This window comes from Saccharothrix sp. ST-888 (assembly GCF_000955975.1).
Classification (GTDB): Bacteria; Actinomycetota; Actinomycetes; order Streptomycetales; family Streptomycetaceae; genus Kitasatospora.
In genome coordinates this window covers 73,452-97,180 of record NZ_JYJF01000006.1, presented here as the reverse complement: position 1 = coordinate 97,180, position 23,729 = coordinate 73,452, and the positions used below count along the sequence as shown (strand labels likewise).

General features: G+C 72.9%; 26 protein-coding genes and 1 riboswitch. Of the genes, 17 read left to right on the top strand and 9 right to left on the bottom strand.

Annotated features, from left to right (window positions below; translation table 11 throughout):
• Positions 1–148: 148 nt before the first annotated feature.
• The 9 genes from UK12_RS04995 to hypE all read left to right on the top strand — a co-directional run bounded on the left by UK12_RS04995 (position 149) and on the right by hypE (position 8,624).
• Entirely contained in the window at positions 149–1,543 is a 1,395-nt protein-coding gene (locus tag UK12_RS04995; RefSeq protein ID WP_045299907.1) for a hypothetical protein, read from the top strand.
• A complete protein-coding gene (locus UK12_RS04990; RefSeq protein WP_331386634.1) occupies positions 1,540–2,148 on the top strand; it encodes a hydrogenase maturation protease in 609 nt (202 codons plus the stop codon). The genes UK12_RS04995 and UK12_RS04990 overlap by 4 nt, the downstream gene beginning before the upstream one ends.
• Entirely contained in the window at positions 2,148–2,258 is a 111-nt protein-coding gene (locus tag UK12_RS44940) for a DUF6893 family small protein (RefSeq protein WP_442973771.1), read from the top strand. The genes UK12_RS04990 and UK12_RS44940 overlap by 1 nt, the downstream gene beginning before the upstream one ends.
• Before the next feature lie 293 nt (positions 2,259–2,551).
• Positions 2,552–2,923 carry a hydrogenase maturation nickel metallochaperone HypA/HybF gene (locus tag UK12_RS04985; RefSeq protein ID WP_231591048.1) on the top strand — a complete coding sequence of 124 codons (372 nt, stop codon included), beginning with the start codon at positions 2,552–2,554 and terminating at the stop codon, positions 2,921–2,923.
• Positions 2,924–2,927: 4 nt separating this feature from the next.
• Positions 2,928–3,746: a hydrogenase nickel incorporation protein HypB gene (gene hypB, locus UK12_RS04980; protein WP_045299904.1), complete on the top strand. Its 819-nt coding sequence runs from the start codon at positions 2,928–2,930 to the stop codon at positions 3,744–3,746.
• Complete coding sequence (gene hypF / locus UK12_RS04975; protein WP_045299902.1) at positions 3,743–6,085, top strand: carbamoyltransferase HypF; 2,343 nt, start codon at positions 3,743–3,745, stop codon at positions 6,083–6,085. Before hypB ends, hypF begins: the two co-directional genes overlap by 4 nt.
• Positions 6,086–6,140: 55 nt before the next feature.
• Positions 6,141–6,416, top strand: coding sequence for a HypC/HybG/HupF family hydrogenase formation chaperone (locus UK12_RS04970; RefSeq protein WP_045299900.1), 276 nt, complete (start codon positions 6,141–6,143; stop codon positions 6,414–6,416).
• The gene (gene hypD, locus UK12_RS04965; RefSeq protein WP_045299898.1) at positions 6,413–7,540 is read left to right on the top strand and encodes a hydrogenase formation protein HypD; all 1,128 of its coding nucleotides are present in this window, start codon (positions 6,413–6,415) and stop codon (positions 7,538–7,540) included. The genes UK12_RS04970 and hypD overlap by 4 nt, the downstream gene beginning before the upstream one ends.
• A complete protein-coding gene (hypE, locus tag UK12_RS04960) occupies positions 7,533–8,624 on the top strand; it encodes a hydrogenase expression/formation protein HypE (protein WP_231591046.1) in 1,092 nt (363 codons plus the stop codon). The genes hypD and hypE overlap by 8 nt, the downstream gene beginning before the upstream one ends.
• Before the next feature lie 111 nt (positions 8,625–8,735).
• Here the strand turns inward: hypE and UK12_RS04955 are convergent, their stop codons facing one another.
• The gene (locus tag UK12_RS04955; protein ID WP_045299894.1) at positions 8,736–9,350 is read right to left on the bottom strand and encodes a TetR/AcrR family transcriptional regulator; all 615 of its coding nucleotides are present in this window, start codon (positions 9,348–9,350) and stop codon (positions 8,736–8,738) included.
• A 290-nt stretch (positions 9,351–9,640) separates the two neighbouring features.
• On the opposite strand from UK12_RS04955, the gene UK12_RS04950 reads away from it, so the two are divergent.
• On the top strand, positions 9,641–10,768 hold the full coding sequence (locus tag UK12_RS04950) for a nucleotide disphospho-sugar-binding domain-containing protein (protein WP_045299892.1): 1,128 nt from the start codon (positions 9,641–9,643) through the stop codon (positions 10,766–10,768).
• Positions 10,769–10,812: 44 nt separating this feature from the next.
• Here the strand turns inward: UK12_RS04950 and UK12_RS04945 are convergent, their stop codons facing one another.
• Positions 10,813–11,220, bottom strand: coding sequence for a hypothetical protein (locus tag UK12_RS04945; RefSeq protein WP_052681548.1), 408 nt, complete (start codon positions 11,218–11,220; stop codon positions 10,813–10,815).
• Between UK12_RS04945 and UK12_RS04940 the strand changes: the two genes are divergently transcribed.
• Entirely contained in the window at positions 11,220–11,804 is a 585-nt protein-coding gene (locus tag UK12_RS04940) for an SDR family oxidoreductase (protein ID WP_045299890.1), read from the top strand. The two genes, UK12_RS04945 and UK12_RS04940, sit on opposite strands and share 1 nt — an antisense overlap.
• Before the next feature lie 316 nt (positions 11,805–12,120).
• A riboswitch (cyclic di-AMP (ydaO/yuaA leader) is annotated at positions 12,121–12,275 on the top strand.
• Positions 12,276–12,279: 4 nt separating this feature from the next.
• Positions 12,280–13,395, top strand: a complete 1,116-nt coding sequence (locus UK12_RS44300; protein WP_045299888.1) for a LysM peptidoglycan-binding domain-containing protein — start codon at positions 12,280–12,282, stop codon at positions 13,393–13,395.
• A gap of 148 nt (positions 13,396–13,543) precedes the next feature.
• Here the strand turns inward: UK12_RS44300 and UK12_RS04930 are convergent, their stop codons facing one another.
• The gene (locus UK12_RS04930) at positions 13,544–14,590 is read right to left on the bottom strand and encodes a hypothetical protein (RefSeq protein ID WP_045299886.1); all 1,047 of its coding nucleotides are present in this window, start codon (positions 14,588–14,590) and stop codon (positions 13,544–13,546) included.
• A gap of 145 nt (positions 14,591–14,735) precedes the next feature.
• Between UK12_RS04930 and UK12_RS04925 the strand changes: the two genes are divergently transcribed.
• Positions 14,736–15,239, top strand: coding sequence for a GNAT family N-acetyltransferase (locus tag UK12_RS04925; RefSeq protein ID WP_197084575.1), 504 nt, complete (start codon positions 14,736–14,738; stop codon positions 15,237–15,239).
• Between the two features lie 50 nt (positions 15,240–15,289).
• On the opposite strand, the gene UK12_RS04920 is transcribed toward UK12_RS04925, so the two are convergent.
• Both UK12_RS04920 and UK12_RS04915 read right to left on the bottom strand, forming a co-directional pair.
• Entirely contained in the window at positions 15,290–15,874 is a 585-nt protein-coding gene (locus UK12_RS04920) for a DUF3592 domain-containing protein (protein WP_045299884.1), read from the bottom strand.
• Positions 15,875–15,943: 69 nt separating this feature from the next.
• Positions 15,944–16,381, bottom strand: a complete 438-nt coding sequence (locus UK12_RS04915) for an OsmC family protein (RefSeq protein WP_082119310.1) — start codon at positions 16,379–16,381, stop codon at positions 15,944–15,946.
• Between the two features lie 366 nt (positions 16,382–16,747).
• Between UK12_RS04915 and UK12_RS04910 the strand changes: the two genes are divergently transcribed.
• Both UK12_RS04910 and UK12_RS04905 read left to right on the top strand, forming a co-directional pair.
• Positions 16,748–16,951: a ferredoxin gene (locus tag UK12_RS04910; RefSeq protein WP_045299882.1), complete on the top strand. Its 204-nt coding sequence runs from the start codon at positions 16,748–16,750 to the stop codon at positions 16,949–16,951.
• Between the two features lie 104 nt (positions 16,952–17,055).
• Entirely contained in the window at positions 17,056–18,267 is a 1,212-nt protein-coding gene (locus tag UK12_RS04905) for a cytochrome P450 (protein ID WP_045299880.1), read from the top strand.
• On the opposite strand, the gene UK12_RS04900 is transcribed toward UK12_RS04905, so the two are convergent.
• The 3 genes from UK12_RS04900 to UK12_RS04890 all read right to left on the bottom strand — a co-directional run bounded on the left by UK12_RS04900 (position 18,209) and on the right by UK12_RS04890 (position 21,101).
• Complete coding sequence (locus UK12_RS04900; protein WP_052681545.1) at positions 18,209–19,522, bottom strand: FAD-dependent monooxygenase; 1,314 nt, start codon at positions 19,520–19,522, stop codon at positions 18,209–18,211. The genes UK12_RS04905 and UK12_RS04900 overlap by 59 nt on opposite strands.
• A 54-nt stretch (positions 19,523–19,576) precedes the next feature.
• Complete coding sequence (locus tag UK12_RS04895; RefSeq protein ID WP_197084569.1) at positions 19,577–20,320, bottom strand: VC0807 family protein; 744 nt, start codon at positions 20,318–20,320, stop codon at positions 19,577–19,579.
• A gap of 139 nt (positions 20,321–20,459) precedes the next feature.
• On the bottom strand, positions 20,460–21,101 hold the full coding sequence (locus tag UK12_RS04890) for a TetR/AcrR family transcriptional regulator (protein WP_045299878.1): 642 nt from the start codon (positions 21,099–21,101) through the stop codon (positions 20,460–20,462).
• Between the two features lie 150 nt (positions 21,102–21,251).
• Here UK12_RS04890 and UK12_RS04885 point away from each other — a divergent pair, with 150 nt between their 5' ends.
• Both UK12_RS04885 and UK12_RS04880 read left to right on the top strand, forming a co-directional pair.
• Positions 21,252–21,686, top strand: coding sequence for a helix-turn-helix domain-containing protein (locus UK12_RS04885; protein ID WP_197084568.1), 435 nt, complete (start codon positions 21,252–21,254; stop codon positions 21,684–21,686).
• A gap of 50 nt (positions 21,687–21,736) precedes the next feature.
• Positions 21,737–22,105 (top strand): DUF4180 domain-containing protein, encoded by a 369-nt coding sequence (locus UK12_RS04880; RefSeq protein ID WP_045299968.1) that lies wholly within the window; start codon positions 21,737–21,739, stop codon positions 22,103–22,105.
• 283 nt (positions 22,106–22,388) lie between these two features.
• Here the strand turns inward: UK12_RS04880 and UK12_RS04870 are convergent, their stop codons facing one another.
• Positions 22,389–23,711, bottom strand: a complete 1,323-nt coding sequence (locus UK12_RS04870) for a wax ester/triacylglycerol synthase domain-containing protein (protein WP_197084567.1) — start codon at positions 23,709–23,711, stop codon at positions 22,389–22,391.
• Positions 23,712–23,729 lie beyond the last annotated feature (18 nt).

The window sequence follows — 23,729 nt, the reverse complement described above, 5'->3', positions numbered from 1 at the left end:
GCACCGCGACCTTCAATGGTTCGACCCGACAGGAGCCACCGACCATGTCCGTTGACCAGCAACGAAGCGAACGCCATCGGCTCGCGCCACCGGGCCGACGGTCAGTTCACCGCTCGGCCGGCCGCCAGGGCCGCCCCGGGGAAGTCCGGTGAACGAGTCCCGGCCGCAGGCGGGTTTCGAGGCCGCCCGGCAGATCGCGGACGCCGTCCTGTTCGAGGGCTACGTGCTCTACCCCTATCGGGCCTCGGCGGCCAAGAACCGGATGCGCTGGCAGTTCGGGGTCCTCGTCCCGCCGTCGTTCGGGGCGGTCGGCTCCGAGCCCTCCCACCAGCGCACCGAGTGCCTGATGGAGCCGCGCCGGGGCGCGACGCTCAGCGTTGAACTGCGCTTTCTGCACGCCCAGCGGCGAACGGTGCAACGACAGCTCCCCGACCGGGGGTTCGAGACGGTGGACGAGCTCGCGCTGGACGACCGGGTCCTCGCCCCGTGGGACGAGGGCGTCGAGGAACGGGTCGAACTCGACGTCCCGGTGGCCGGGTTGACCGGCGACGGGGTGGTCCTCCCGTTCGACCTGCCCGCCCGCGAGGTACAGGAGATCGTGCACGAGCACGGGAAGGCCGTCGGACGCCTGGTGCGCCGGCGGGAGCGGCTCGACGGCGTGCTGCGCCTGACGGCGGCGGAGCTCCCCGGCCCGTACGCGGCGCTCCGGCTCAACGCCGTGGTGGAGAACACCAGCACCTGGACGCCGCCCGAGGGCGCCGACCGCGAACTCGCGCTGCGCCGGTCGCTGGTGTCGGCGCACCTGCTGCTGGGCCTGAGCGCGGGGACCTTCGTCTCGATGACCGACCCGCCGCAGTGGGCCGCACCCGCCGTCGCCCAGTGCCGCAACGAGCACACCTGGCCGGTCCTGGCCGGGGCGGCGGGAGAGTCGGACGTGGTGCTGTCCTCGCCGATCATCCTCGCGGACCACCCCGAGGTGGCCCCCGAGAGTCCCGGCGCGCTCTACGACGCCACCGAGATCGACGAGATCCTCGCGCTGCGCACGGCGGCGCTGACCGAGCAGGAGAAGCGGGAGGCCCGGGGCACCGACGAGCGGGCCGGAGCCGTGATCGACCTCGCGGACTCGCTGCCGCCCGAGGTGCTGGAGCGGCTGCACGGTGCCGTGCGGGCACTGCGGGAGGTCACCTCGCCGTCGGTCGAGGCGGACGCCGACGGGTTCCCCGGGCCGCTGCCCGGCACACCGTGGTGGGATCCCGGGGCCGACCGGAGCGTGGATCCGGCCGTCGACCGGGTCGTGGTGGACGGCCGGTCGGTCGGGGCCGGCAGCCGGGTCCTGCTCAAGCCCGGGCAGCGCCGCACCGATGCGCAGGACCTGTTCCTGCACGGGCGGACGGCACTGGTGGAGGCGGTGCTGCGGGACGTGGACGGCTCCGTCCACCTGGCCGTGACGGTCGACGACGACCCCGGCGCCGACCTGTGGCGGGCCCAGGGCCGGTTCCGGTACTTCCAGCCGGACGAGGTCACCCCGCTGGAGGAGCCGTGAGCAGCCCGGCCATGCCCCCGGACCCGGCGTCGGCGTCGGCGTCGGCGTCGGCGTCGGCCGGCCGGGTGCTCGTCGCGGGGGTCGGCAACATCTTCCTCGGCGACGACGGCTTCGGCGTCGAGACGGTACGGCGGCTGGCCGCCCAGCCGCTGCCCGAGGGCGTCGAAGCCGTCGACTTCGGCGTGCGCGGGGTCCACCTGGCCTACCAACTCGTCGACGGCTACCGGACGCTGGTCCTGGTGGACGCGACCGAGCGCGGGGACGCACCCGGGACGCTCTACCTGATCGAGGCGACGGCGGACGGCCCGGTCGAGCCCGGGTCCCCGCTGCTCGACGGCCACCGGATGGGACCGGACGCGGTGCTCGCCCTGCTGGCGACGCTCTGCGCCGGGACCGGGGGCAGTCCGCCCGAGCGGATCCTGGTGGTCGGCTGCGAACCGGAGTCGGTGGACGAACACCTCGGCCTGAGCCCGGCGGTGGCCACCGCCGTCGACCGGGCGGTCGAGCTGATCCTTCAGGTCGTACGGGACGACGAGGCCACCGGCCTCCTGCGCCCGGCCGGTGTCGGTCCGATGGCGGACCGTGGAGAGAGAAAGGCACCCTGATGCGGAAGATCCTGATCACCTGTGTGGTGATGGCGGGAGCCGGGCTGGCGCTGGCTGTCGCCCAGAGCCTGCCCGACATCCAGCGCTACCTGCGGATCCGCCGGATGTGACGGCCGGTTCGGCACGCCCCGGTCGGGTACGGCGGCCTCGCGGGAACCGGGGGCCGCCGTACCCGACCGGGGCGTGGGCGGCTGCCCCTGGTTCCCGCGAGGCCGCCGTCGGTGGAGTACGGCACCGTGTGCGGCGAATGGTGTAGCCGGGCCCGGGGCGCGGCGCGGCGGCGGAGGTGCGTGGTCGGGCCGCCCTGTAATGGGTCGCGGAGCGAGGGGCCGCGCCTGCGGTCCGCTCTGTCGCGCCGTGTGACGGGCCCGCGACCGGGCGCAGGGAGAGGCCGTTGCACGAGATGTCGATCGCGTTGGCCGTGGTCGAGCAGGTGGCGGAGGCCGCGCACAGGCATGGTGCCCGGTCCGTCGAATCCGTCCGGCTCCAGGTCGGCGAGCTGGCCGGGGTGGTCCCCGAGGCGCTGGCGTTCTGCTTCGAACTCGCCTGCGCGGACACCGTGGTGGCGGGCGCCGAGCTGTTGACCGAACCGGTCGTGGCCCGGGCCCGCTGCGGTGGGTGCGCCACCGAATGGCCGGTCGGCATGCCGCCCGACCTGTGCTGCCCGGGCTGCGGCGGTGCGCAGGCCGAGCTGCTGGCCGGCCGGGAACTGCAGATTCTGAGCGTGTGCTGGGCCGACGAGCCCGCACTCGCCCGGACCCATCAGGAGGGCTGAACCCGTGTGCCGTGTCGTCGATCTCCAACAGGCCGTACTCGCCCGCAACGACGAGAACGCGCAGGAGCTGCGTGCTGTGCTGGCCCGGCGGGGCACGGTCGCCGTCAATCTGCTCTCCAGCCCCGGCAGTGGGAAGACCGCTCTGCTGGAGGCCGAGCTCTCGCTCGCCAAGGAGCGCGGGGTGCCGGTCGCGGCACTGACGGCCGACCTCGCCACCGAGAACGACGCGCTGCGGCTGGCCCGGTCGGGGGTACCGGTGAAGCAGGTGCTCACGGACGGGCTGTGCCACCTGGAGGCCGCCATGCTGCGCGGGCATCTGACTGGCTGGCTGCCGGACGGCACGAAACTGCTGTTCGTGGAGAACGTGGGCAATCTGGTCTGTCCGGCGTCCTACGACCTCGGCGAGTCGCTGCGGGTCGCGCTCGCCTCGGTGACGGAGGGCGAGGACAAGCCGCTCAAGTACCCCACCGCGTTCGGGCTGGCCGCCCTGGTGGTGGTGACGAAGACGGACCTGGCCGAGGCGGTGGACTTCGACGAGGCCGCGTTCCGCGCCAACGTGGCCCGGGTCAACCCGGGTGTCGAGATCCTGCTGACCTCGGCGCGGACCGGTGCGGGGACGGGTGAACTGCTGGCCCGTGCCCTGGCCGTCCTCGACGGCGCTCCGGTGCACCGACCGGTGATGGCGACCGGACCCGCCCAGCACAGCCACGACCACAGTCACGATCAGGGGCACAGCCACAGCCACGAGCTCGGTCACGGGCTGGATCACAGCCACGGCGTCCAGGACCGCCGTCCGCCCGTCCTGGCGGAGGACGGGCGGTGAGCGCACCGGTCGACACCGGGGCCGTGCAGCGCAGGCGGGTCGCCGTCGAGGGGGTGGTCCAGGGGGTGGGGTTCCGGCCGTTCGTCTTCGGGCTGGCCACCGAGCTGGGCCTGGCCGGGCACGTCACCAACACCGGCGCGGGGGTGCTCGCGGAGGTCGAGGGCAGCGCGGAGGCGGTCCGGGCGTTCTGCCACCGGATCCGCTCCGACGCCCCGCCGCTGGCCGAGGTGCACACGCTGGCGCAGGAGGTGCTGACCGCGACGGGCGATCCGGGGTTCACCATCGTCGCCTCACGGGACTCCGGCACCCGACGGGCCGTCATCCCGCCCGACACCGCCACCTGTGCCGACTGCCTGGCCGAGCTCGCCGACCCGGCCGACCGCCGCCATCGGCACCCGTTCATCACCTGCACCAACTGCGGTCCGCGCTACACGATCGTCACCGGGCTGCCGTACGACCGGGCGAGGACCACCATGGCCCGGTTCCCGATGTGCGCCGACTGCGCGCGCGAGTACGGCGACCCCGCCGACCGGCGGTTCCACGCCCAGCCGATCGCCTGCCACGCCTGCGGCCCCCGGCTCGGCCTGATCGGGACCAGGGGGCGCAATCGCGCGCTGGGCGAGGACGCGATGGCGGCGGCCCGGCGACTGCTGGCCGACGGGGCGGTCCTGGCGGTGAAGGGCATCGGCGGCTACCACCTGGCGTGCGACGCCGCCGACCCCGCTGCGGTCGCCATGCTGCGCCGCCGCAAGGCCCGGGGCGACAAGCCGTTCGCCCTGATGGCTGGCCGGCTGTCGGACATCGAGGAGCTGGTACACCTCGGCGAGGCGGAGCGGCGGCTGCTCACCGGAGCGGTACGCCCGATCGTCCTGATGCGCCGCCGGGCCGGCGGCGGGCCGGTGGCGGAGGCGGTCGCCCCGCGCAGTCCGGACCTGGGTGTGATGCTGCCGTACACGCCGCTGCACCGGCTGCTGTTCGGGCTGCCGGGCGATCCGCCCGGGCCCCGGCTGCTGGTGATGACCAGTGGGAACCTCTCCGGCGAGCCGATCATCACCGACGACGGCGAGGCACTGGAGCGGCTGGCGCCGCTGACCGATGCCTGGCTGATGCACGACCGGCCGATCCATGTCCCGTGCGACGACTCGGTGGTGCGCGTCTGGGCGGACCAGGTGCTGCCCGTCCGGCGCTCGCGCGGGTACGCGCCGCTGCCGGTCGCGCTGCCGCTGCCGGTACCGCCGGTGCTGGCGACGGGCGGCGACCTGAAGAACACCTTCGCGCTGGCCGAGGGCCGCAGCGCCTGGCTGTCCGGCCACATCGGCGACATGGACGACCTGGCGACCCTGCGGACCTTCGACCGCGCGGTGGAGCACGTCCGGGAGCTGACCGGGGTCGGGCCGACGGTGCTGGCGACCGACCGCCACCCGGGCTACCGCTCCTCGCAGTGGGCCGTCCGCCGCTCCGCCACGGGCGGGTCGGGGCTGGTGCGGGTGCAGCACCACCATGCGCACATCGCCTCGGTGATGACCGAGCACGGCCTCGACGGGAGCGCTCCGGTGATCGGGGTGGCCTTCGACGGGACCGGCTACGGGGACGACGGCGCGGTGTGGGGCGGGGAGGTCCTGCTGGCGGACTACGACGGGTTCCGCCGCTTCGCGCGGCTGGCGTACGTGCCACTGCCCGGCGGGGACGCGGCGGTGGAGCGCCCGTACCGGATGGCACTGGCGCACCTGCACACCGCCGGTCTCCCGTGGTCGGCCGACCTGCCGTGCACGGCGGCCTGCACCGAGCGGGAACTCCTGCTGCTGAAGCGTCAGTTGGAGCGGAACCTGAACTGCGTACCGACGTCCAGCATGGGGCGGCTGTTCGACGCGGTCTCCTCGCTGGCCGGGGTGTGCCACCGGTCGGGCTACGAGGCGCAGGCGGCGGTCGAGTTGGAGGCGGCCGCGGCCTCGGTGAACGAGGTCGGCGAGGGCTACGGCTTCGAACTGGCCCCCGGGGACGCCGAGTCGGGAGCTGCCGAGTGGGTGGCCGATCCGAGTCCGGTGCTGGCGGCGGTCGTTGCCGACCTGCAGACGGGTGCCGCGCCGGCGGTGATCGCGCTGCGCTTCCACCGGGCCGTGGCCGGCCTGGTGCACGCACTGTGCGTCCGCGCGCGGCGGTCGCACGCGCTGGAGACGGTGGCGCTGAGCGGAGGGGTGTTCGCCAACACCCTGCTGCTCACCGACTGCGTCGAGGCGCTGCGACGGGACGGCTTCACCGTGCTGGTCCACCACCGGGTGCCGCCGAACGACGGCGGGCTGGCACTGGGCCAGCTGATGGTGGCCGCGCGGACTCGGTGACCGGGCCGGACACCGGGCCGGACATTCAGGGCTGTTCGAGGCGAGGAGAGGGCCGATGTGCCTGGCGGTACCCGGAAGGGTGATGGAGATCGAGGAGCGGGAGGGCACACGGATGGCCCGCGTCGACTTCGGCGGCGTGGTCAAGGACGTGTGCCTGGAGTACCTGCCGGACCTTCGGGTGGGCGAGTACGCGATCGTCCATGTGGGCTTCGCGTTGCAGCGCCTCGACGAGGAGTCGGCACGCAGGACGCTCGACCTTTTCGCCGAACTCGGCCTGCTGCAGGAGGAGTTCGGGGACCCATGGGAGTCGGCGGAGGAGACGCGGCGATGAAGTACCTGGAGGAGTTCCAGAGTCCGGAACTGGCGGCCCGGCTGCTCGACGACATCCGCTCCACGGTGACCCGGCCATGGGCGCTGATGGAGGTGTGCGGCGGCCAGACCCATACCATCATCCGGCACGGGATCGACCAACTGCTGCCTGATGAAGTGGAGTTGATCCACGGTCCGGGCTGTCCGGTGTGTGTCACCCCGCTGGAGGTGATCGACCGGGCGCTGGCGATCGCCGCCCGGCCGGAGGTGATCTTCTGCTCGTTCGGCGACATGCTGCGGGTGCCGGGCTCCGAGCGCGACCTGTTCCGGGTCCGCAGCGAGGGCGGCGACGTGCGGGTGGTCTACTCGCCGCTGGACGCGCTGCGGATCGCGCAGGAGAACCCGGGGCGCGAGGTGGTCTTCTTCGGGATCGGCTTCGAGACCACCGCTCCCCCGAACGCGATGACGGTCCATCAGGCGAAGCGGCTCGGCATCCGCAACTTCAGCCTGCTGGTCTCGCACGTCCGGGTGCCGCCGGCGATCGAGGCGATCATGCAGTCGCCGGACTGCCGGGTGCAGGGCTTCCTCGCGGCGGGCCATGTGTGCAGCGTGATGGGGATCGACGAGTACCCGGAGCTGGCCGCCCGCCACCAGGTGCCGATCGTCGTCACCGGCTTCGAGCCGCTGGACATCCTGGAGGGTATCCGGCGGACGGTACGCCAGTTGGAGCGCGGCGAGCACGTCGTGGACAACGCGTACCCGCGCGCCGTACGGCCCGAGGGCAACCCGGTGGCGAAGGCGATGCTGGCGGACGTCTTCGAGGTCACCGACCGCGCCTGGCGCGGGATCGGGGTCATTCCGGCCAGCGGTTGGCGGCTGTCCTCGCGCTACCGCGACCAGGATGCCGAACACCGCTTCCAGGTCTCGGACATCACCCCCTGCGAGCCTGCCCAGTGCCGCGCCGGCGAGGTGCTCCAGGGACAGCTGAAGCCGAGCGAGTGCGAGGCGTTCGGCACGGTGTGCACCCCGCGCACGCCGCTCGGGGCGACCATGGTCTCCAGCGAGGGGGCGTGCGCCGCGTACTACCTCTACCGCCGGCTCGGCGCCCCCGCCGCCGTGGCGAAGGAGGTGAACCCCGTTGCGTGAGACGAGCGATCCGGTGAGCGCACCGGCCGGGAGCGCCCCCGACTTCTCCGGCTGGAGCTGTCCGCTGCCGCTGCGCGACCATCCCCGGGTGGTGATGGGGCACGGCGGTGGCGGTGCGCTCTCCGCCGAACTGGTCCAGCACGTGTTCGCCCCGGCGTTCGGCGGTCCGGTCCTGGCCGGGCTCGGGGACTCGGCGGCCGTGACCCTGGGCGGCGCCCGGATCGCCTTCTCCACCGACTCCTTCGTGGTCCGTCCGCTGTTCTTCCCGGGCGGCTGCATCGGGGACCTGGCGGTCAACGGGACGGTCAACGACCTTGCCATGAGCGGGGCCCGCGCGGCGTACCTGTCCTGCGGGTTCATCCTGGAGGAGGGCGTGGAGACGGCCGTGGTGGCCCGGGTGGCGCAGGCGCTGGGGGCGGCGGCCCGGCTGGCCGGGGTCGAGGTGGTCACGGGCGACACCAAGGTGGTGGAGGCCGGGCGCGGCGACGGCATCTACCTCAACACCGCCGGGATCGGGCTGATCCCGGCCGGGGTCGACATCCGCCCGCAGCGCGCGGTGCCGGGCGATGTGGTGATCGTCAGCGGGGACCTCGGTGTGCACGGTGTCGCGGTGATGAGCGTGCGCGAGGGGCTGGAGTTCGGCGTGGAGATCGAGAGCGACTGCGCGGCGCTGGGCGGGCTGGTCGAGACGATGCTCGCGGTCACCCCCGGGCTGCACGTCCTGCGCGACCCCACCCGGGGCGGACTCGGCGCCGCGCTCAACGAGATCGCCGTGGCAGCCGGGGTGGGCGTGGTGATCCAGGAGCGCAGCGTGCCGGTGCCCGCGCCGGTGGCCAACGCCTGCGCGATCCTGGGCCTCGACCCGCTGTACGTCGCCAACGAGGGCAAGCTGGTGGCCTTCGTGCCGAGGGAGCACGCGGACGCGGTCCTGGACGCGATGCGGGCGCACCCGCTGGGCGCCCGGTCGGCCGTGATCGGCGAGTGTGTGGCCGAGCACGCCGGGATGGTGGTGGCCCGCACCGGCCTGGGCGGCACCCGGGTGGTCGACCTGCCGGTCGGGGAGCAACTGCCCCGGATCTGCTGAGAGTTGCTGCGCCGAACGCCGGCCCGGGCGCGCCCCCGCTGTCGCGGGGCGCGCCCGGGCCGGCGCCTGCCGCACACCTGTCGTCCGACCCCGGGGCGCGTGAGGGGCCCGCTACCGGCAGAGGCTGCGTTCAGCCGTCGCGGCGAGCATCCCGGCGACCTGATCGGCCGGCAGGGAACGGCCGGTGTACAGCTGGTCGAAGCTGTCGAAGCTCATCAGCAGCCAGAGCACGGCGGTCGCCTCGTCCACCGTGACGTCCGGGCGCAGCAGGCCCTGGTCGGCCAGGCGCAGTGCGCGGCGGTGGGTGCCTGCGGCCCGTCCCTGGTCCATTCGCTGGATCACCCCGCCGACCGCGTCCGGGTCGAGCATCGCCATCGAGTGCAGCGCGCGCAGGACGTCCCGGTGGGCCGCGTACATCTTCGCCACGCCGTGGATTCCGCCGCGCAGGTCCTCGCGGGCGTCCGGGTGGGCGCTCGCCTTCAGCATGTCCGCGAAGCCGCTGTGTCGCAGGAGGTTCTCACCGAAGGCGGCGAACAGGCCGCCGCGTGAGCCGAACACCAGGTAGACGGTGGAGCGTGCGACTCCCGCGAGCCTGGCGACCCGGTCGAGGCCGACCGGCTCGGCCGGGGTTTCGCGCAGGCAGGTGGCCACAGCGTCGAGGATCCGCCGCCGGGTCTCCTCCGAGGCTTCTGCCCGAAGGCGTTGGTCATATTTACGGGTGGCCATAGGCGCTGATCATACAAGCGCTTGACAGCCTGTCCGATGAAAGACAGGCTGTCCAGTGAAATGGGGGGAGGGATCGCCATGTCCGCAAGAGCACTGCTGCACAGGGTGGTTGAGCGTGCGCACACGCCACGACCGGCCGCGATCACCGACCAGAAGCCCGCCCTCCCGGCACTGCTGCGAGCCCTCGGACGCTCCGAACTCCCCGCATCCGAAAACCCCCGTGCTTCGATCGAGTTTCCTGACGTACCGTCAGATTTGAATCTTTCCCGCACCACGCGAGGAGTCACCTCATGCGCGTCCTGTTCACCGCCCCGGCCGCGGCCGGGCACATCTTCCCGATGATCCCGACCGCTCAGGCCCTGCGATCGGCCGGGCACCAGGTCCTGTTCGCCGGATCGGCCCCGCTGGAGATGCTGCGCAACACCGGCCTGCCGGTGTCCGAGATCGGCGACGGCTCCTCGATCGGCGACGCGTTCCGCCGGATCACCCAGGACGAGCCCAGGTACGTCGCGAAGGACCGCACCACCGAGGAGATACTCAAGCTCGCCGCCCTCGGCTTCGCCGAGCACGGCCGGGCCACCATCGACGGCCTGCTGCGGCTGGCCACCGACTGGCGCCCGGACATCGTGGTGCACGAGTCCTTCCAGGCCGGTGCACCGCTGGTCACGGCCAAGCTGGGCATCCCCACCGTCGTCCACAACTTCGGTGTGATGCCCGGGCTGCCGATGCTCGGCCAGCTCGCCGACGTACTCGCCGCCGAGTACCGGGCCCACGGCCTGACCGGGCCCGCCGCGAGCACCGTCCTCGACGTCGTCCCGGCCTCCCTCGGCGGCGACGGCACCGGCTGGCGGGTCCGCTACGTCCCCTACAACGGCGGCGGCACCGTCCCCGCGGACCTCATCGGCCGCAGCGAGCGCCGCAGGATCGCGGTCACCCTCGGCACGGTGCTCACCGAGTACGCCGGTGTCAGCCCGATCACCTGGCTGACCGAGCAGGCCGCGGAGGTGGACGCCGACTTCCTGCTCGCCGTCGGCGACGCGGACCTGACCCCGCTGGGTACCCTGCCCGACAACATCCGCCCGCTGCCGTGGACCCCGCTCGCCCAACTCCTCGACGCCAGCGACGCGGTGATCCACCACGGCGGCTCCGGGACCATGATGACCGCGGCCGTCGCCGGTGTCCCACAGCTCATCCTGCCGCAGGGCGCCGACCACTTCATCAACGCGGACGCCGCCGAGGCCAAGGGCTTCGCCCTGCGCGCGGACGGCAGCGCCGTGGACGCCGCGCTGCTCACCCGCCTGCTCGACGACCGGAAGCTGCGCGAGGCGGCCGACGCCCTGCAGATCGAGATCGCCGACATGCCGTCGCCTGCGGCCCTGGTCGCCGACTTCGAGCAGCTGCACTACGACTATCGCTGAGGCGCCCTCCCTCCGTCGTCCCCCGGCGGCCACTCGACCGCCGCTCAGCCGTGCACTGTCCGGGACGCTCCCCGGCCGGCCTCGCACCCGACGGCGATGTCGGCGACCTCCTCGATCAGCAGTGAGCTGCGTGCCCCGAGCCAGGCGAGGCAGACCTGATGGGGGCCGATGCCGGTGACCGGGAGGCGGACGATGTCGGGACGGGGGTAGGCGAGCGCGGTCGAGCGCGGCAGGATCACCACGCCGCCCGCTGCGGCGACCTGTTCGAGCTTCTCCTCCACGGTCCGGGCGCCGGGACGGGCACCCGGACCGTGGGCGGCCCGCCGGTCGGTGGTCCGCCGGTCGGTTGTCCGTCCGCTGCCGGTCGGCCATTCGGGCACGGCGTACGGGTCCTGCAGGAGCCGTTCACCGGCGAGGTCGTCGATGGTGACGGCCGTGCGGCCGGCGCGCACTGGCCGAACTGCCGGCCGGCACCCGGGGGGAGAGCGCGGACCTCGCCGATCCGGCCCAGGTCCGCGAACTCCTCGGCCGGATCGGCACGTTCGACCACCTGGTGTTCACGGCGGGCGAGCCGCTGACCCTGATGGGCCTCGAAGCCCTGGATGTCGCGCGGGCCCAGGAGTTCTTCGGCCTGCGGTACTTCGGCGCACCGGCCGCCGTCGGCGCCGCCGTGCCCCACCTGCGTCCGTCCGGCTCGGTGGTGCTCACCAGTGGGACGGCCGGGGCCCGGCCGGGCCCGGGGTGGGCGGTGGCGGCCGGCATCTGCGGTGCGGTCGAGGCATCGGTCCGCGCGCTGGCCCTCGAACTGGCACCGATCCGGGTCAACGCGGTCGCCCCCGGCGTGGTCCGCTCCCCGCTGTGGGCGTCGATGCCGGAGGCCGACCGTGAGCGCCTCTACGAGAGCACGGCCGCCGCGACCCCGCTCGGCCGGGTCTGCGAACCGTCGGACGTCGCGCAGGTGTACGTCTCGCTGATGCGCCAGACCTTCACCACGGGCACGACGGCGACCGTGGACGGTGGCGGGGTGCTCATGTAGGAGCGGATTGTTCGTGCAGGGTGCTCTGCAGGGGGGTTCCTGAAGGGCGGACGAGCGACATGCTTCGGGGCGCGCGGGCGACCGTACGGTTCCCCGCACCCCCTGGCGCGCCAACTGCCTTGCGCCGGACACCCGGCACGGCAGGAGGCCGGCAGCAACCGCCGGCGCGGGCTGCGGCGACGCGCTGGACGGGTGTCGTGATTTTTGTGTGATGTTCCGGATGCGGGCTTGTTATCGAGGTGATGATCCCTCTAGTCTCCCCCCAGTCCGCTTTTGCGGGCTCCCGGACGCAGTACGCCGAGTCCTGCCCACCACGCGTTCCGGGACACCGAGCAAACCCCTGGGCAGGAGCGGGGGACCCAGGTTAGTTGCCGCCCCCAACGGCTTGGGGTGAAGCCGCGCACCCGCGCGGCCGGGCCACCTCCCGGTCCGAACCCGACAGCTCACCTCGCAGGCGTACGGAGAGGAACGTCCCGTGGTCTTTTCCGGTTCCGGCCGCCACCGCCGTCCCACCCAGGCCGATCGCGCCGTCGCCGCCGCCGGAGTGGCGAGTGTGGGCCTGGCCCTTCCACTGCTCACCGCCGCCGGGGCGCACGCCGCCCCCGTCAAGACCTGGGACGCCGTGGCCCAGTGCGAGACCGGCGGCAACTGGGGCAGTGATGACGGCAACGGTCACTACGGCGGCCTCGGGCTGACCCAGCGCACCTGGGTGGCCTACGGGGGCGACAAGTTCGCCGCCGAGCCCGACCACGCCACCAAGAACCAACAGATAACCGTGGCCGAGCGCGTCCTCGCCGACTCCGGCCCCGGCACCTGGTCCAAGTGCGCAGACGAGGCCGGTCTGACCGGCGATGCCCACGCGAAGGAGACCAAGCCCACCCCGGCGCCTTCGGCCACGCCCACCCCCGCGCCGAGCGTCACCCCCGCTCCCCCGGCGGCCACGCCCACTCCGAGTGCGCCCGCCGCCGACAGCAGCAGCCCTGCTCCGGGCACCCCCGCACCGCCGTTCCCCGGCAGAGCGGGCTACGACCCGGCCAACGGCGTGTACTGGTACCAGGACGGCGGCGTCTGGCACTGGACCATCCACCAGGACGTCTACATCCAGCACATGAACGCGACCGCCCCGGCCTCGGCCCCCGGTACGGCTCCGAGCACGGGTACGGGTACGGGTACGGGAACAGGCACGGGTGCCGGCGCGGTGACGCCGAGCCCGACGGACCCGGCCGCCCCACAGTCGCCGCAGTCCGACAGCCCCACGACGGGTGCGTCCACCCCCGCGACGCAGGCACCGGGCACCCCCGCCGCCGGCTCCGCGACCGCCACGCCGCATGCTCCGGGCACGCCCGCAGCGTCCGGCGATGCGACCACCACTCCGTTGACGCCGGGCTCCACCGGTGCGCCCGCCGCGCCTGCGGCCCCGACCGCCGGGCCCCAGACCTACACCGTCGAGCACGGCGACACCCTCTCCGCCATCGCCCAGTCGCACCAGCTCGCCGGCTGGCAGCACCTCTACGAGGACAACAAGGGCACCATCGGCAGCAACCCCGACCTGATCCTCCCCGGCCAGGCGCTGCACCTTCAGCAGCCCTGACCCCGGGGGCCGCTGCCCACTGCCGTCGGAAGGCCGCCGAGGAACATCTCGGCGGCCTTCCTGGCGCTCGCACTCCGGCTGTTCAGTCCCACCGGAACGTCCAGTGGCGGCGGTCCGGCACGGCCTGCCCGGCGTAGGCGCGGACGGTTCAGGTCCGGAAGCCGACGTGTACGTGGTCGTGGTGGGTGGCGTCGGTGAAGAACTGGTTCGGCGTCGACCCGCCGGAGAGCCGGCGGGGGCCGCCGACGTTGTAGGAACCGGCCGCTGCGGCGGCGCGCATGAAGCCGTCCACCAGGGCGTGCGGCGTCTCCGGGTCCACCACGGCCCGGCCGTCGATCTGCCAGACGTCGAAGGCCCGGCCGAGCGGGTGGTCGCTCGGGCGGGCGGTGCCGAACACGTCGAGCGGATGGCCGGATCTGACCACGCTCACCGCGAAGGCGTGGGCGGCGGCCAGGGCCAGCATCGCGTTCAGCACACTGTCGTGCACGGCCCCGCTGCGGATGTCGGCCACAGCCGCCGGGGGCAGGGTGATCCGACGGTCCGCCAGGACGCTCTCGGCGGGCTGCGAGAGCGCGGCCGCCGGGGGCCCGGGGGCAGCCGGGTTGAGCGCGGTGACGGTCCAGCGCGGACTCGCCGCGCTCAGCCTCACGTCCACCGTCGTACCGCCCGGCAGGACCGGGCCGTCCGCCGTCTGCGTCCACTGGTCGCAGACCACCAGCACGCTGGCCGAGTCGGTGAGGATGCCCCCGTACTGGGCGACGATCACCTGGAGCGCGGCCCGGTCGGCGGTCGGGAGCAGGGCGCCCGCCTGGTCGGCGAGGGCGGGGTCGAGGCCGAGCGGTGCGATCCGGTCCCGGGCCCGGGCCACGCCCTGTCCGCCGTCCGGCCAGGCTCCGAGTGCCTCGATGAGCTGCGCAGCACGCAACTTGACGTCCGGCTGCACCTGACCCGCACCCGGTGTCCAGGCCGAGGTGGCGGGCAGGGCCGGCGCGGCGGAGGATGCACCGGTCGGTCCGCCGGCGGCCGTGGGCGGTGTGGGGGTGGCGGGGGTGGTCGGTGCGGCGCCGTGCTCGCTGCACCCGGCGGCCAGCGCGGCTGCGCCGAGCGCGCCGGTCAGCACCCGGCGGCGGGACGGGCGAGCGGACGGGCGGCAGCGCGGGGCGCCGCCCGGTTCCTCCGGCTGACTGGTGGTCATCTCCCCACTATCGCCACTCGGATGGGCCACGGACGGGCAGCTCGCCGCCAAGCGAGCGGGTTGGTGACCGGCGTGCTCGGCGCAGCGGCGCGGGCCGGTTAACGAGTGGCCCGGATGGATGGGTCTGCACCAGAATGGGCCGATGATCATCAGAATGGCCCGAATCGACGAGCTCCCGCTGCTCCAGGACATCGAGCGGGCGGCCGGGGAGTCCTTCCGCTCGGTCGGAATGCCCGAGATCGCCGAGGACGAACCGCCGTCGGTCGACGAACTCGCCCGCTACCAGCGGGCCGAGCTGGCCTGGGTGGCGGTGGACGCGGCCGACCGTCCGGTGGCATACGTCCTCGCGGAGCCCGTCGACGGGAACCTCCACGTCGAACAGGTCACGGTGCACCCGGAGTTCGGACGTCGGGGCATCGGGCGGGCGCTGCTGGAGCATCTCGCGGCCTACGCCGCCGAGCGCCGGATGCCCGCGCTCACCCTGACCACGTTCGTCCAAGTCCCCTGGAACGCGCCGTACTACGAGCGTTGCGGCTTCCGGCCGCTGGAGCAAACCTTGCTCACCCCCGGGCTGCGGGAGATCCGTCGCCGCGAGGCCTCGCACGGGCTCGACCGCTGGCCTCGGGTGTGCATGATCCGCCCGCTGTAGTCGGGCCTCCTCGAAGAAGCCCCGGAGAGGCCCCGGAGGAAGGCCCCCGGTCAGCCCGCGCGGCGGTTGCGGAACAGCCGGGCGGCGAGGACGGCCTCCTGCCCGGCGAGTCCGAGGCCGATCACGGTGAACGCCCCGCCGGGGAAGGCGATGGCGTTCCAGTCGAGCTGGTCCGGGAAGGCGGCGTGTCCGGGGCGCGCGGGGTCGAACAGGACCCGGACGCGGTCTCCCGCCGACAGGCCGTCGGGCCCGCTGCCGGGATCGTCGGTCGTCACCTGGACCGGGCCGTCGTCGGTGGCGATGGTGAGCCGGATCGCAGCGGGGCTCTCCCTGGACTCGGCCTTGACGTACTCGGCCTCGGTGACGACCGCGGAGACCTCGTCGGCGTCGGCGAAGTGCACCCACAGGTGCACCTTGGTGCAGTCGAACACGACCCCGGTGATCGTGAAGGCCACGGCGCCGACCAGGCTCACCAGGGTCCGCAGGGCTCGTCTGCGGGCCCTGGTGCGGCCGGGGCTCTCCGAGGTGAAGTCCCGCCAGTCGTAGACCGGGTGGGCCGGATACGCCGGGCCGGCTTCGTCGAAGCCGTACCCGGCGTACGGATGGCGGGATGTGTTCTGACCGTTCGACGTCACAGCTTCCCCCTGGTCTGTCGTCTGTCGCCCCCCGAGCCGCCCCTCCGGCCGACGCGGTCAGTGCCGGAGTCAGTGGCGGGCACCTCCGGCGGGGACGATCGGCAGGCCGTCGCGGACGGCGCGGGTGACGGGCGTGCGCTCGGCGATGTCCAACAGACGGGCGCGCTGGGCCTCGTCGAGGTCGCCGCTGAGGTCGATGCGGCGGGTGAGGCGGTCGCCGTGCTCGCTCTTCTCGTAGGCGACGTGGACCCGGACCTGCTCCAGCGGCCAGCCCTTGCGCTGGGCGTACATCCGCAGGGTGATCGCGGTGCACGAGCCGACAGCGGAGAGCAGCAGGCCGACCGGGGTCGGAGCGGTGTCCTGGCCGCCTGCGGACTCCGGTTCGTCGGCGGACAGCGGGTGCTTGCCCGCGCGGATCTCGACACGGTAGTCGGTGGCGGTACCGGTGGCGACCACGGCGGCGCTGCGGGTGAAGGTGTCGGCGTCGGTGGCGTTCGCCAGGTCCATCTCGGGTCTCTCCAGGGCGTCGGGAGGATGTCGTCGGTCCGGCCTGCCGACCGGGATCCGCCGCCCGCGGCAACGAGTGGCCGGGGCTGGGCAGTTGGCGTCGAATGTGGATTCGGGCGGCGGCAAGGTTCGTTATTCAACTAGTTGTATGAGACCACAAGAGTCGTCCGGACACCACCGAACTCCCGGATTCTCCGTCAGCTCGCCACTCCCCGTCCGCAAGGGCGGTGGACCGGATCCGATGGGTGGATTCCGGCCAACCGCAGCGAATTGCCGGGAAGCTCTTCGTGTGCGACGGGGCTTGGGTTAGATTGCAATCAGTTGCCCGAGGCAACTGTTTCGTCTCTCCCACCCGAGGTGCCCGAGATGCACGTGACCATCGATCAGGACCGCTGCTGCGGTGCAGGACAGTGCGTACTGACCGCCCCCACGGTGTTCGACCAGGGGGACGACGACGGACTCGTCCGGCTCCGCACGGACCGCCCCGAGCCCGCAGTGCAGAGCGACGTCCGGCTGGCAGCCGCACTCTGCCCCGGCGGCGCGATCACCGTGCACGACAGCAACACCTGACGGACCTCTCCCCACCTCTCCCACCCGACCTTCCTGACGCACCACCAGCCGGGTCCCCCATCGCAGCCCCGCACCCTTGCACCCTTGCACCTGGAAGGAGCCGCATGACCACCGTTGCCAACGGTGAGGCCGACAGCGCTCTGGCCGTCCCCGCCGACCGGGGCACCTGTCCCTTCGCTCCCCCGCCCGCCTACGAGCAGGCCCACCGCGCCGGTCCGATCAACCGGGTCAGCCTCTGGGACGGCAGCCCGTGCTGGCTGCTGACCGGCCACCGGCAGGCGAGATTCGTGCTCGGCGACCGCCGGTTCAGCGCCGACGCCCGCGTGCCCGGATTCCCGTTCCTCTCCCCCGGCCGGCGCGAACTGCTGGACCGGACCACACCCACCTTCATCCGCCTCGACGACCCCGAGCACTCCCGTCAACGCCGTTTGCTCACCGGGGACTTCATCATCAAGCGGGTCGAGGCGATGCGGCCGCAGATCCAGCAGATCGTGGACGAGGCGCTCGACCGCATGGTCGCCCACGGCGGGCCGGCCGACCTGGTCCGCGAGTACGCCCTGCCGGTCCCCTCCCTGGTGATCTGCCTGCTGCTCGGCGTCCCGTACGCCGACCACGGGTTCTTCCAGGCGCAGAGCCAGACGCTGCTCTCGCTCAACTCCTCGCTGGCGGAGGTCGACGCCGCGCAGCACGCGCTCAACTCCTACCTGGTCGAGTTGGCGGGGCGCAAACAACGCGAGCCCGACGAGAGCGTGCTCGGCCGGCTGGTCGCCAAGGGCGAGGTCACCCTGGAGGAGGCCGCCGCGATGGGCGTCCTGCTGCTGGTCGCCGGCCACGAGACGACCGCCAACATGACGGCGCTCGGCACCCTGGCACTGCTGCAGAACCCCGAGCAGGCCGAGCGGCTGCGCGCCGACCCGTCGCTGATCAAGGGCGCGGTCGAGGAGCTGCTGCGCTACCTGACCATCGTCCACCTGGGCATCCCCCGGGTGGCACTGGAGGACGTGGACCTCGACGGCACGCTGATCCGGGCGGGCGACGGCGTCCTGTGCATGGCCTCCACCGCCAACTGGGACGAGGAGGTGTTCACCGGCGGCGACCGGCTCGACGTCACCCGGGACGCCCGCCGCCACCTCGCCTTCGGCTTCGGCATCCACCAGTGCCTGGGCCAGCCGCTGGCCCGCGCCGAACTGCAGATCGCCCTGCAGACGCTGCTGGAGCGCCTGCCGGAGCTCCGCCTGGCGGTGCCGTTCGAGGACCTCAGGTACCGGAGCGACATGCTGGTCTACGGCGTCCATGAGCTGCCCGTGACCTGGTGACGCCGGGCCCGCCCCAGGGGCGCGGCGAACTCCGCGAGCGACCCTGCACCTTCCGTGCCGGGCCCGGTCGCAGGGTTCGCCGCGCCCCTGGGCGATGCGGCGGGGCCTGCGGTTTTCCGCCGCCCGCCCGCCGCCCGCTCCGCCTGCCCGCTGCCGGTTCCGCCGGTTCGCGCCGCGTCGGCGGTGACGCTACCGGGCCCGGTAGGCCTCGGCGATGGCGTCGAACACCGCCTTGGGCTGCCAGCCCAGGCCCGGGCGGCCTCCCTCGTCGACCATCGTGACCACACCGTACGAGCTCCGGTGCCCGGCCGTGCAGCTCGGCGGCGAGCTTCCACCCGAGGTTGAAGGCGTCCTGCATGCCGAGGTTCAGCCCCTGGCCGCCCGCCGGGAGGTGGATGTGGGCGGCGTCCCCGGCCAGCAGCACCCGGCCGGCCCGGTAGTGCTCGACCTGCCGGGAGGCGTCGGTGAACCGGGACGCCCACCGCAGCTCGCGCAGCCGCACGGTGTCACCGTGGTGCAGGCGCAGCGCGGCGCGCACCTCGTCCTCGCCGACCGGGACGGACCGCTCGACGCCCTGCTGCGCCGGGCCGCCGAAGAGCAGACGGTACACGCCGTCGCCGAGCGGGAGCAGGAACGAGACGCCGTTCTCGTCGGGCTCGAAGTCCGGCAGCCGCCACTCGGCGGGCGCGGTCTCCCCGCCGTCGAGCAGCACGTCCGCGACCACCGCGGAGATCCGGCCGTCCCGGCCGGGGAAGGCGGCCCCCAGCAGTTGGCGGACCGTGCAGCGTCCGCCGTCGGCCCCGACCAGGTACCGCGCCCGCAGCTGCCGTCGGCCGTCCGGGCCGGCCACCTCCGCCGTCACACCGTCGCCGTCCTGCCGGATGTCCAGCAGCTCGTGACCGTACCGGACCGGGGTACCGCACGCCGCCAGCCGCTGCTCCAGCGACTCCTCCACCCTGGCCTGCGGGATGCCGACCTGGTACGGGAAGGGCGTGTCGAACACCCCGTAGTCCAGCGGCAGCCCGGCGAAGTGCCCGCCGGGGATGGTCGCCATCGCCCGGTCCAGTACCGGTTCCAGCCAGCCGCGCAGCTGGAGGATCTCGGCGGTGCGGGGCTGGAGGTTCAACGCCTTGGACTGGCCGCTGCGTTGCGGCAGCCGCTCCAGCACCAGGGCGTCGGCGCCCGCCAGTTGCAGTTCGTTGGCCAGCAGCAGCCCGGTGGGGCCGGCTCCGACGACGAGGACGTCCGTGTCCATGTCCATCTCCTTGCCCGTGTCCCTGATGGTCTCCCGGCTGCGGCGGACGGCCTGTCAGACCTTCAGGCCGTGCCGGGTGACGTACTGGTAGTGGAAGGCGAAGAGCGCGCCGAGCACGGCGAGCCACTGCAGCGAGCTCACCAGCGGAACCGCGTCGACCGGAAGCGTGCAGGCGAGCACCACCCGGACACCGGCGTCCAGGGTGAAGCCGGCTCCCCAGACGGCGGTGAGCAGCCGGATGTGCCGCCGGAACTCGGGCTCGTGGTTCCAGCGGCCCGTCCACTCGCGGGCGCCGTCCTCGCCGATCTTCGCCGCGACGATCGAGCGTGCGGCGGTGAGCATGAACGGCTTGTCGGTCGCCAGCGTGCCCAGCACCCACAGGCCCAGCACACCGATCAGCCAGCTGTCCCTGATCAGCAGGGTCCTGGGGTCTCCGGTGACCATCGACATCAGGGCGCCGACGAACAGCAGGATCAGCGTGAACACCGGCATCGCCTCGACCCGGCGGAGCTTGACCATCCCGAAGACCAGCCAGGGCACCACCAGCAGGCTGCTGATCGCCAGAGCCGCCCACTGGCTCATGCCCAGGCCGTGCAGCAGGTAGTAACCGCCCAGCGGGAGCGCCAGTTCGAGGACCAGCGACCGGATCAGCTGCCGGCGGCCGGCGGCCGCCTTCCGCTTCTGCTCGGGTGTCGGTGCGGTGGCCTGCGCGGCCGTCTGCTCCATGGCCTCCCCCTGTGCGCCCGTGGTGGCCGCCGTGGTGTCGGTGGTCCGGGCGTTCTTGGTGAACCGGTTCACGGTGTGCTCCCCCTGTGGTGTGCGGACTGGCTGCCGCACGTGCTGCTTCCGGTGTTCTTGCAGGTCCTGCTGGTTCTACCGGACGTGCCGGCCTTGCTGGTGAGTGCTGGCCCGGCTGCGGGCGGCCGGGCGGCTGCTGCTACGGCGTGCTGCGGGTGGCCAGGTCGAAGATGTCCGCCAACTCGCGTCCGCAGGCGGCGATGTCGAGCCCGGGGTCGGCCGCCGAACGCACGACCACACCGTCGATGGCACCGCGGAGCGCCGTGACCATCACCCGGACGTCGAAGTCCCTGAACTCCCCTGCCTGCTGGGCCGCACGCATCTGGTGCTCCTGGACGTCCATGATCGACTTCAGGGTGCCGGCGAACCCTATCCGGTGCGGATCGTCCCCCTTGAGGTGGGTCACCACCTCGGTGAGGGCGGGCAGGTACTTGGGGAAGGCCGCCAGCAGCTCGACGTTCGCCTCGATGTAGGCGCGCAGCCGCCCCCGGTACCCGTCGGCCTCCGCCATCCGGGGGACGATGTACACCTCGGCCACCCGCATCACCTCGACGACGACCTCGTGCATCAGGTCGTCCTTGCCCTTGAAGTGGTACGAGATCATCCCCGTGCTGCTCAGACCGGCCTGCTTGGCGATCTTCGCGAACGAGGTCTTCGCATAGCCGACGTCCGCGATCACCTCGATGGCGGCCTGCACGATCTGCGTCCGCCGCGCCGACTCGGTGAAGGTCCGGCCCGCCGGGGCGCCGCTTTGCTCGTCCGAACTGATCCTTGCTTGCATGAGCAATACTGTAGACCTTCTTGCTCAGTCGAGCAAGAGCGAGACAATGGACTCCCTATACGCCCCTATCAGTCCTCATCAAGTGATACTTTGGGGACAGATGCGGTAGCTACGCGGCTCGATCGAGGGCCAGGACGGGATGGACGCGGCATGGTGCAGCAGCCCTACTACTCGGTGGACCAGGTGGCGAGCCTGCTGGGACTGCACGTCAGGACCATCCGGACTTACGTGCGGGACGGGCGGCTGAAAGCGGCCCGGGTCGGCAAGCAGTACCGGATCGCGCGCGAGGACCTGGAGGCGTTCACCGGCACTCCCGCCCCCTCGCCCGCCCGAAGGACCCGCCATGCCGAGGTGTCCGCCATCGTGCAGATCGAAGCGATCAGCCCCGAGGCGACGACCCGCCTGACCAATACGGTCATGGCCGTCGCCATGGGACGGCACGACGGCGGGACCGGTGACCGCCTGCGCGTCGAGACCGTCTACGACGAGGAACGGGCCGCCCTCAAGATCATCGTCCTGGGCGGCCTGGACACCGCGGCCGACCTGCTGAAGGTCGTCAACACCGTGCTCGAGCAACCGGAATGACCGGCATCCGCACCTCCACCCTCCTGCTCTCCCCGGAAGGAACGCAGCCCATGCCCGACACACTCCAGCACCTCGGCGCCACGCCCGTCCTCGTCTGCGCGTCCGACGGCACGCCGCTGCGCGACGAGCGCACCGCAACCGATGTGATCGGTGACGGGTTCGGCCTCGGCGCCGACTGGGTCGCGGTCCCGGTCGGCCGGCTCACGGACGACTTCTTCCGGCTCCGTACCCGCATCGCGGGTGACATCGTCCAGAAGTTCGTCAACTACCGGCTCGGACTCGCCATCGTCGGGGACATCTCGCACCACCTGGACGCCAGCACCGCGCTGCGGGACTTCGTCCGCGAAAGCAACCGGGGCACCCAACTCTGGTTCGTGCCCGACATCGAAGCCCTGCGCACCCGGCTCGCGCAGGACTGAGCGCCACTGAGCACACACGTCGACCTCGCCCCCCGGCACCGCCCCGATAGGGTCGGGGGATGACTCGGGCGGGCAGGTATCGGTGGCGGACCTCGATACGCAGGCGTCTGCCCTGGTTTCTCGTCGAGCTCGGGTTCGCGGGCAAGGGCGCGGGCGACTGCGGGACTCACGAGTGGTACAACCGGGACGGGAGCGGCGAGCTCTGCTACCACTGCACGGCCGGGAAGCGCCCGTTCACCGAGGATCCGGCCGACTCCGGTGCGGATCAGGGACACTGACGGGGTCAGCGGCCGAGGACGCGGATCTCCTCGTGGATCAGCTCGGTGAGTGGGGCCGCCAGCTGGCGGTGGTGCTGGTCGGCGACGGTGGTCACCACCGTGGTTGCGTCGTGGTGGAACATGGTCACCGCCAGCGGGTGGCCGGGGCCCAGCGGCGGCAGACCGGCGAGGGCGGCGAAGGATGCGGAGCCGAGAGTGAACCGGCCCGCGTACGTCGCTCCGCTGCTGCACAGGACGGAGAAGTAGCGGGGCGAGTCGACGTACCGGCCCAGGACATCACCCAAGGTGGTGTATCGACGCGGCTGCCGGTCCACCAACTCGGCCTGGGCGTCGGCCCGTTGCTTGAGTGCGTCGCGCCGGGTGAGGCTGTGCACGGTGGCGAGCCGCTGCAGCGGCTGTCGCAGCGCGGGGAGCGGCACCCGGACGGTGGCGTAGCGATTGCCCAGCAGAGACGTTTCGGCGGCGGTGCGTACGTCGACGGGCACCATCGCCCAGACGCCGGGGAGCTGCGGCAGCCGCCCGGTGAGCCCGAGGGTCCGCAGCGCGCCTGCGGTCGCAGCCAGGAACACCGCGTTCCTGGAGGCCCGCTCCGGCGACAACGCAGCGCGGGCGCCGTCGAGTTCGTCCCTCGCGATCCGGCTGAAGGCGACCGCTCGCCGAGGCCCGACGGGGCCGTGGAACGGCAGCGGGCGGGCCCGGGGCAGCAGATCCGCCACGGACCAGGCGAGTTCGCGTCCTCGTGCAGCCAAGGAGCGCTGCCGGGACGGGAATTCGGGGCAGGACGGAGGCTGTCCGGTCGGACCGTCGAGCAGGGCGCGGACCACCGCGATCAGGGAGTTCCCGTCCAGCAGGGCGTGGTGGGCACGGAGCAGCAGCGCGAAGCCCTCGCCGGTGGAGGCGGCAGGATCGGTGGAGGTGCCGGGGTCGGCGGGGAGCAGGTGCAGCTGCCACGGTGGCCGGTCCGGGTCGAGGGGCCGGGCGATCAGCTCCTCGACGGAGGCGGCCAGGGTGGTCGCATGGAGCTCCGAGCCGACGTGGTGCTCGGGGTCGAACTCCGCCTGGAGGAGCCAGTGCGGCCAGCTCGGCGCAGTGGTCGGGGCGGCGCTGAGACGCAGGCGTTCGTACGGCTGGAGGCGTTCACGCACCAGTTCGCGCAGGACGGCCGGTGTCGGCGCCGGGCCGTCGAACCAGGCGAGGACCCCGACCGTCATGCAGGCCGCGCCGCTGCTCTGCTGCCGGTGGAACCAGGCGTCCAGCGGTGGCATGGCGGTGTCGCTCACCGTCCGGGCGCCCGTCGGGGGCGTACGCAGGGGCGCGTGTGATGTCACAGCGGTGTCCTCTGTCCG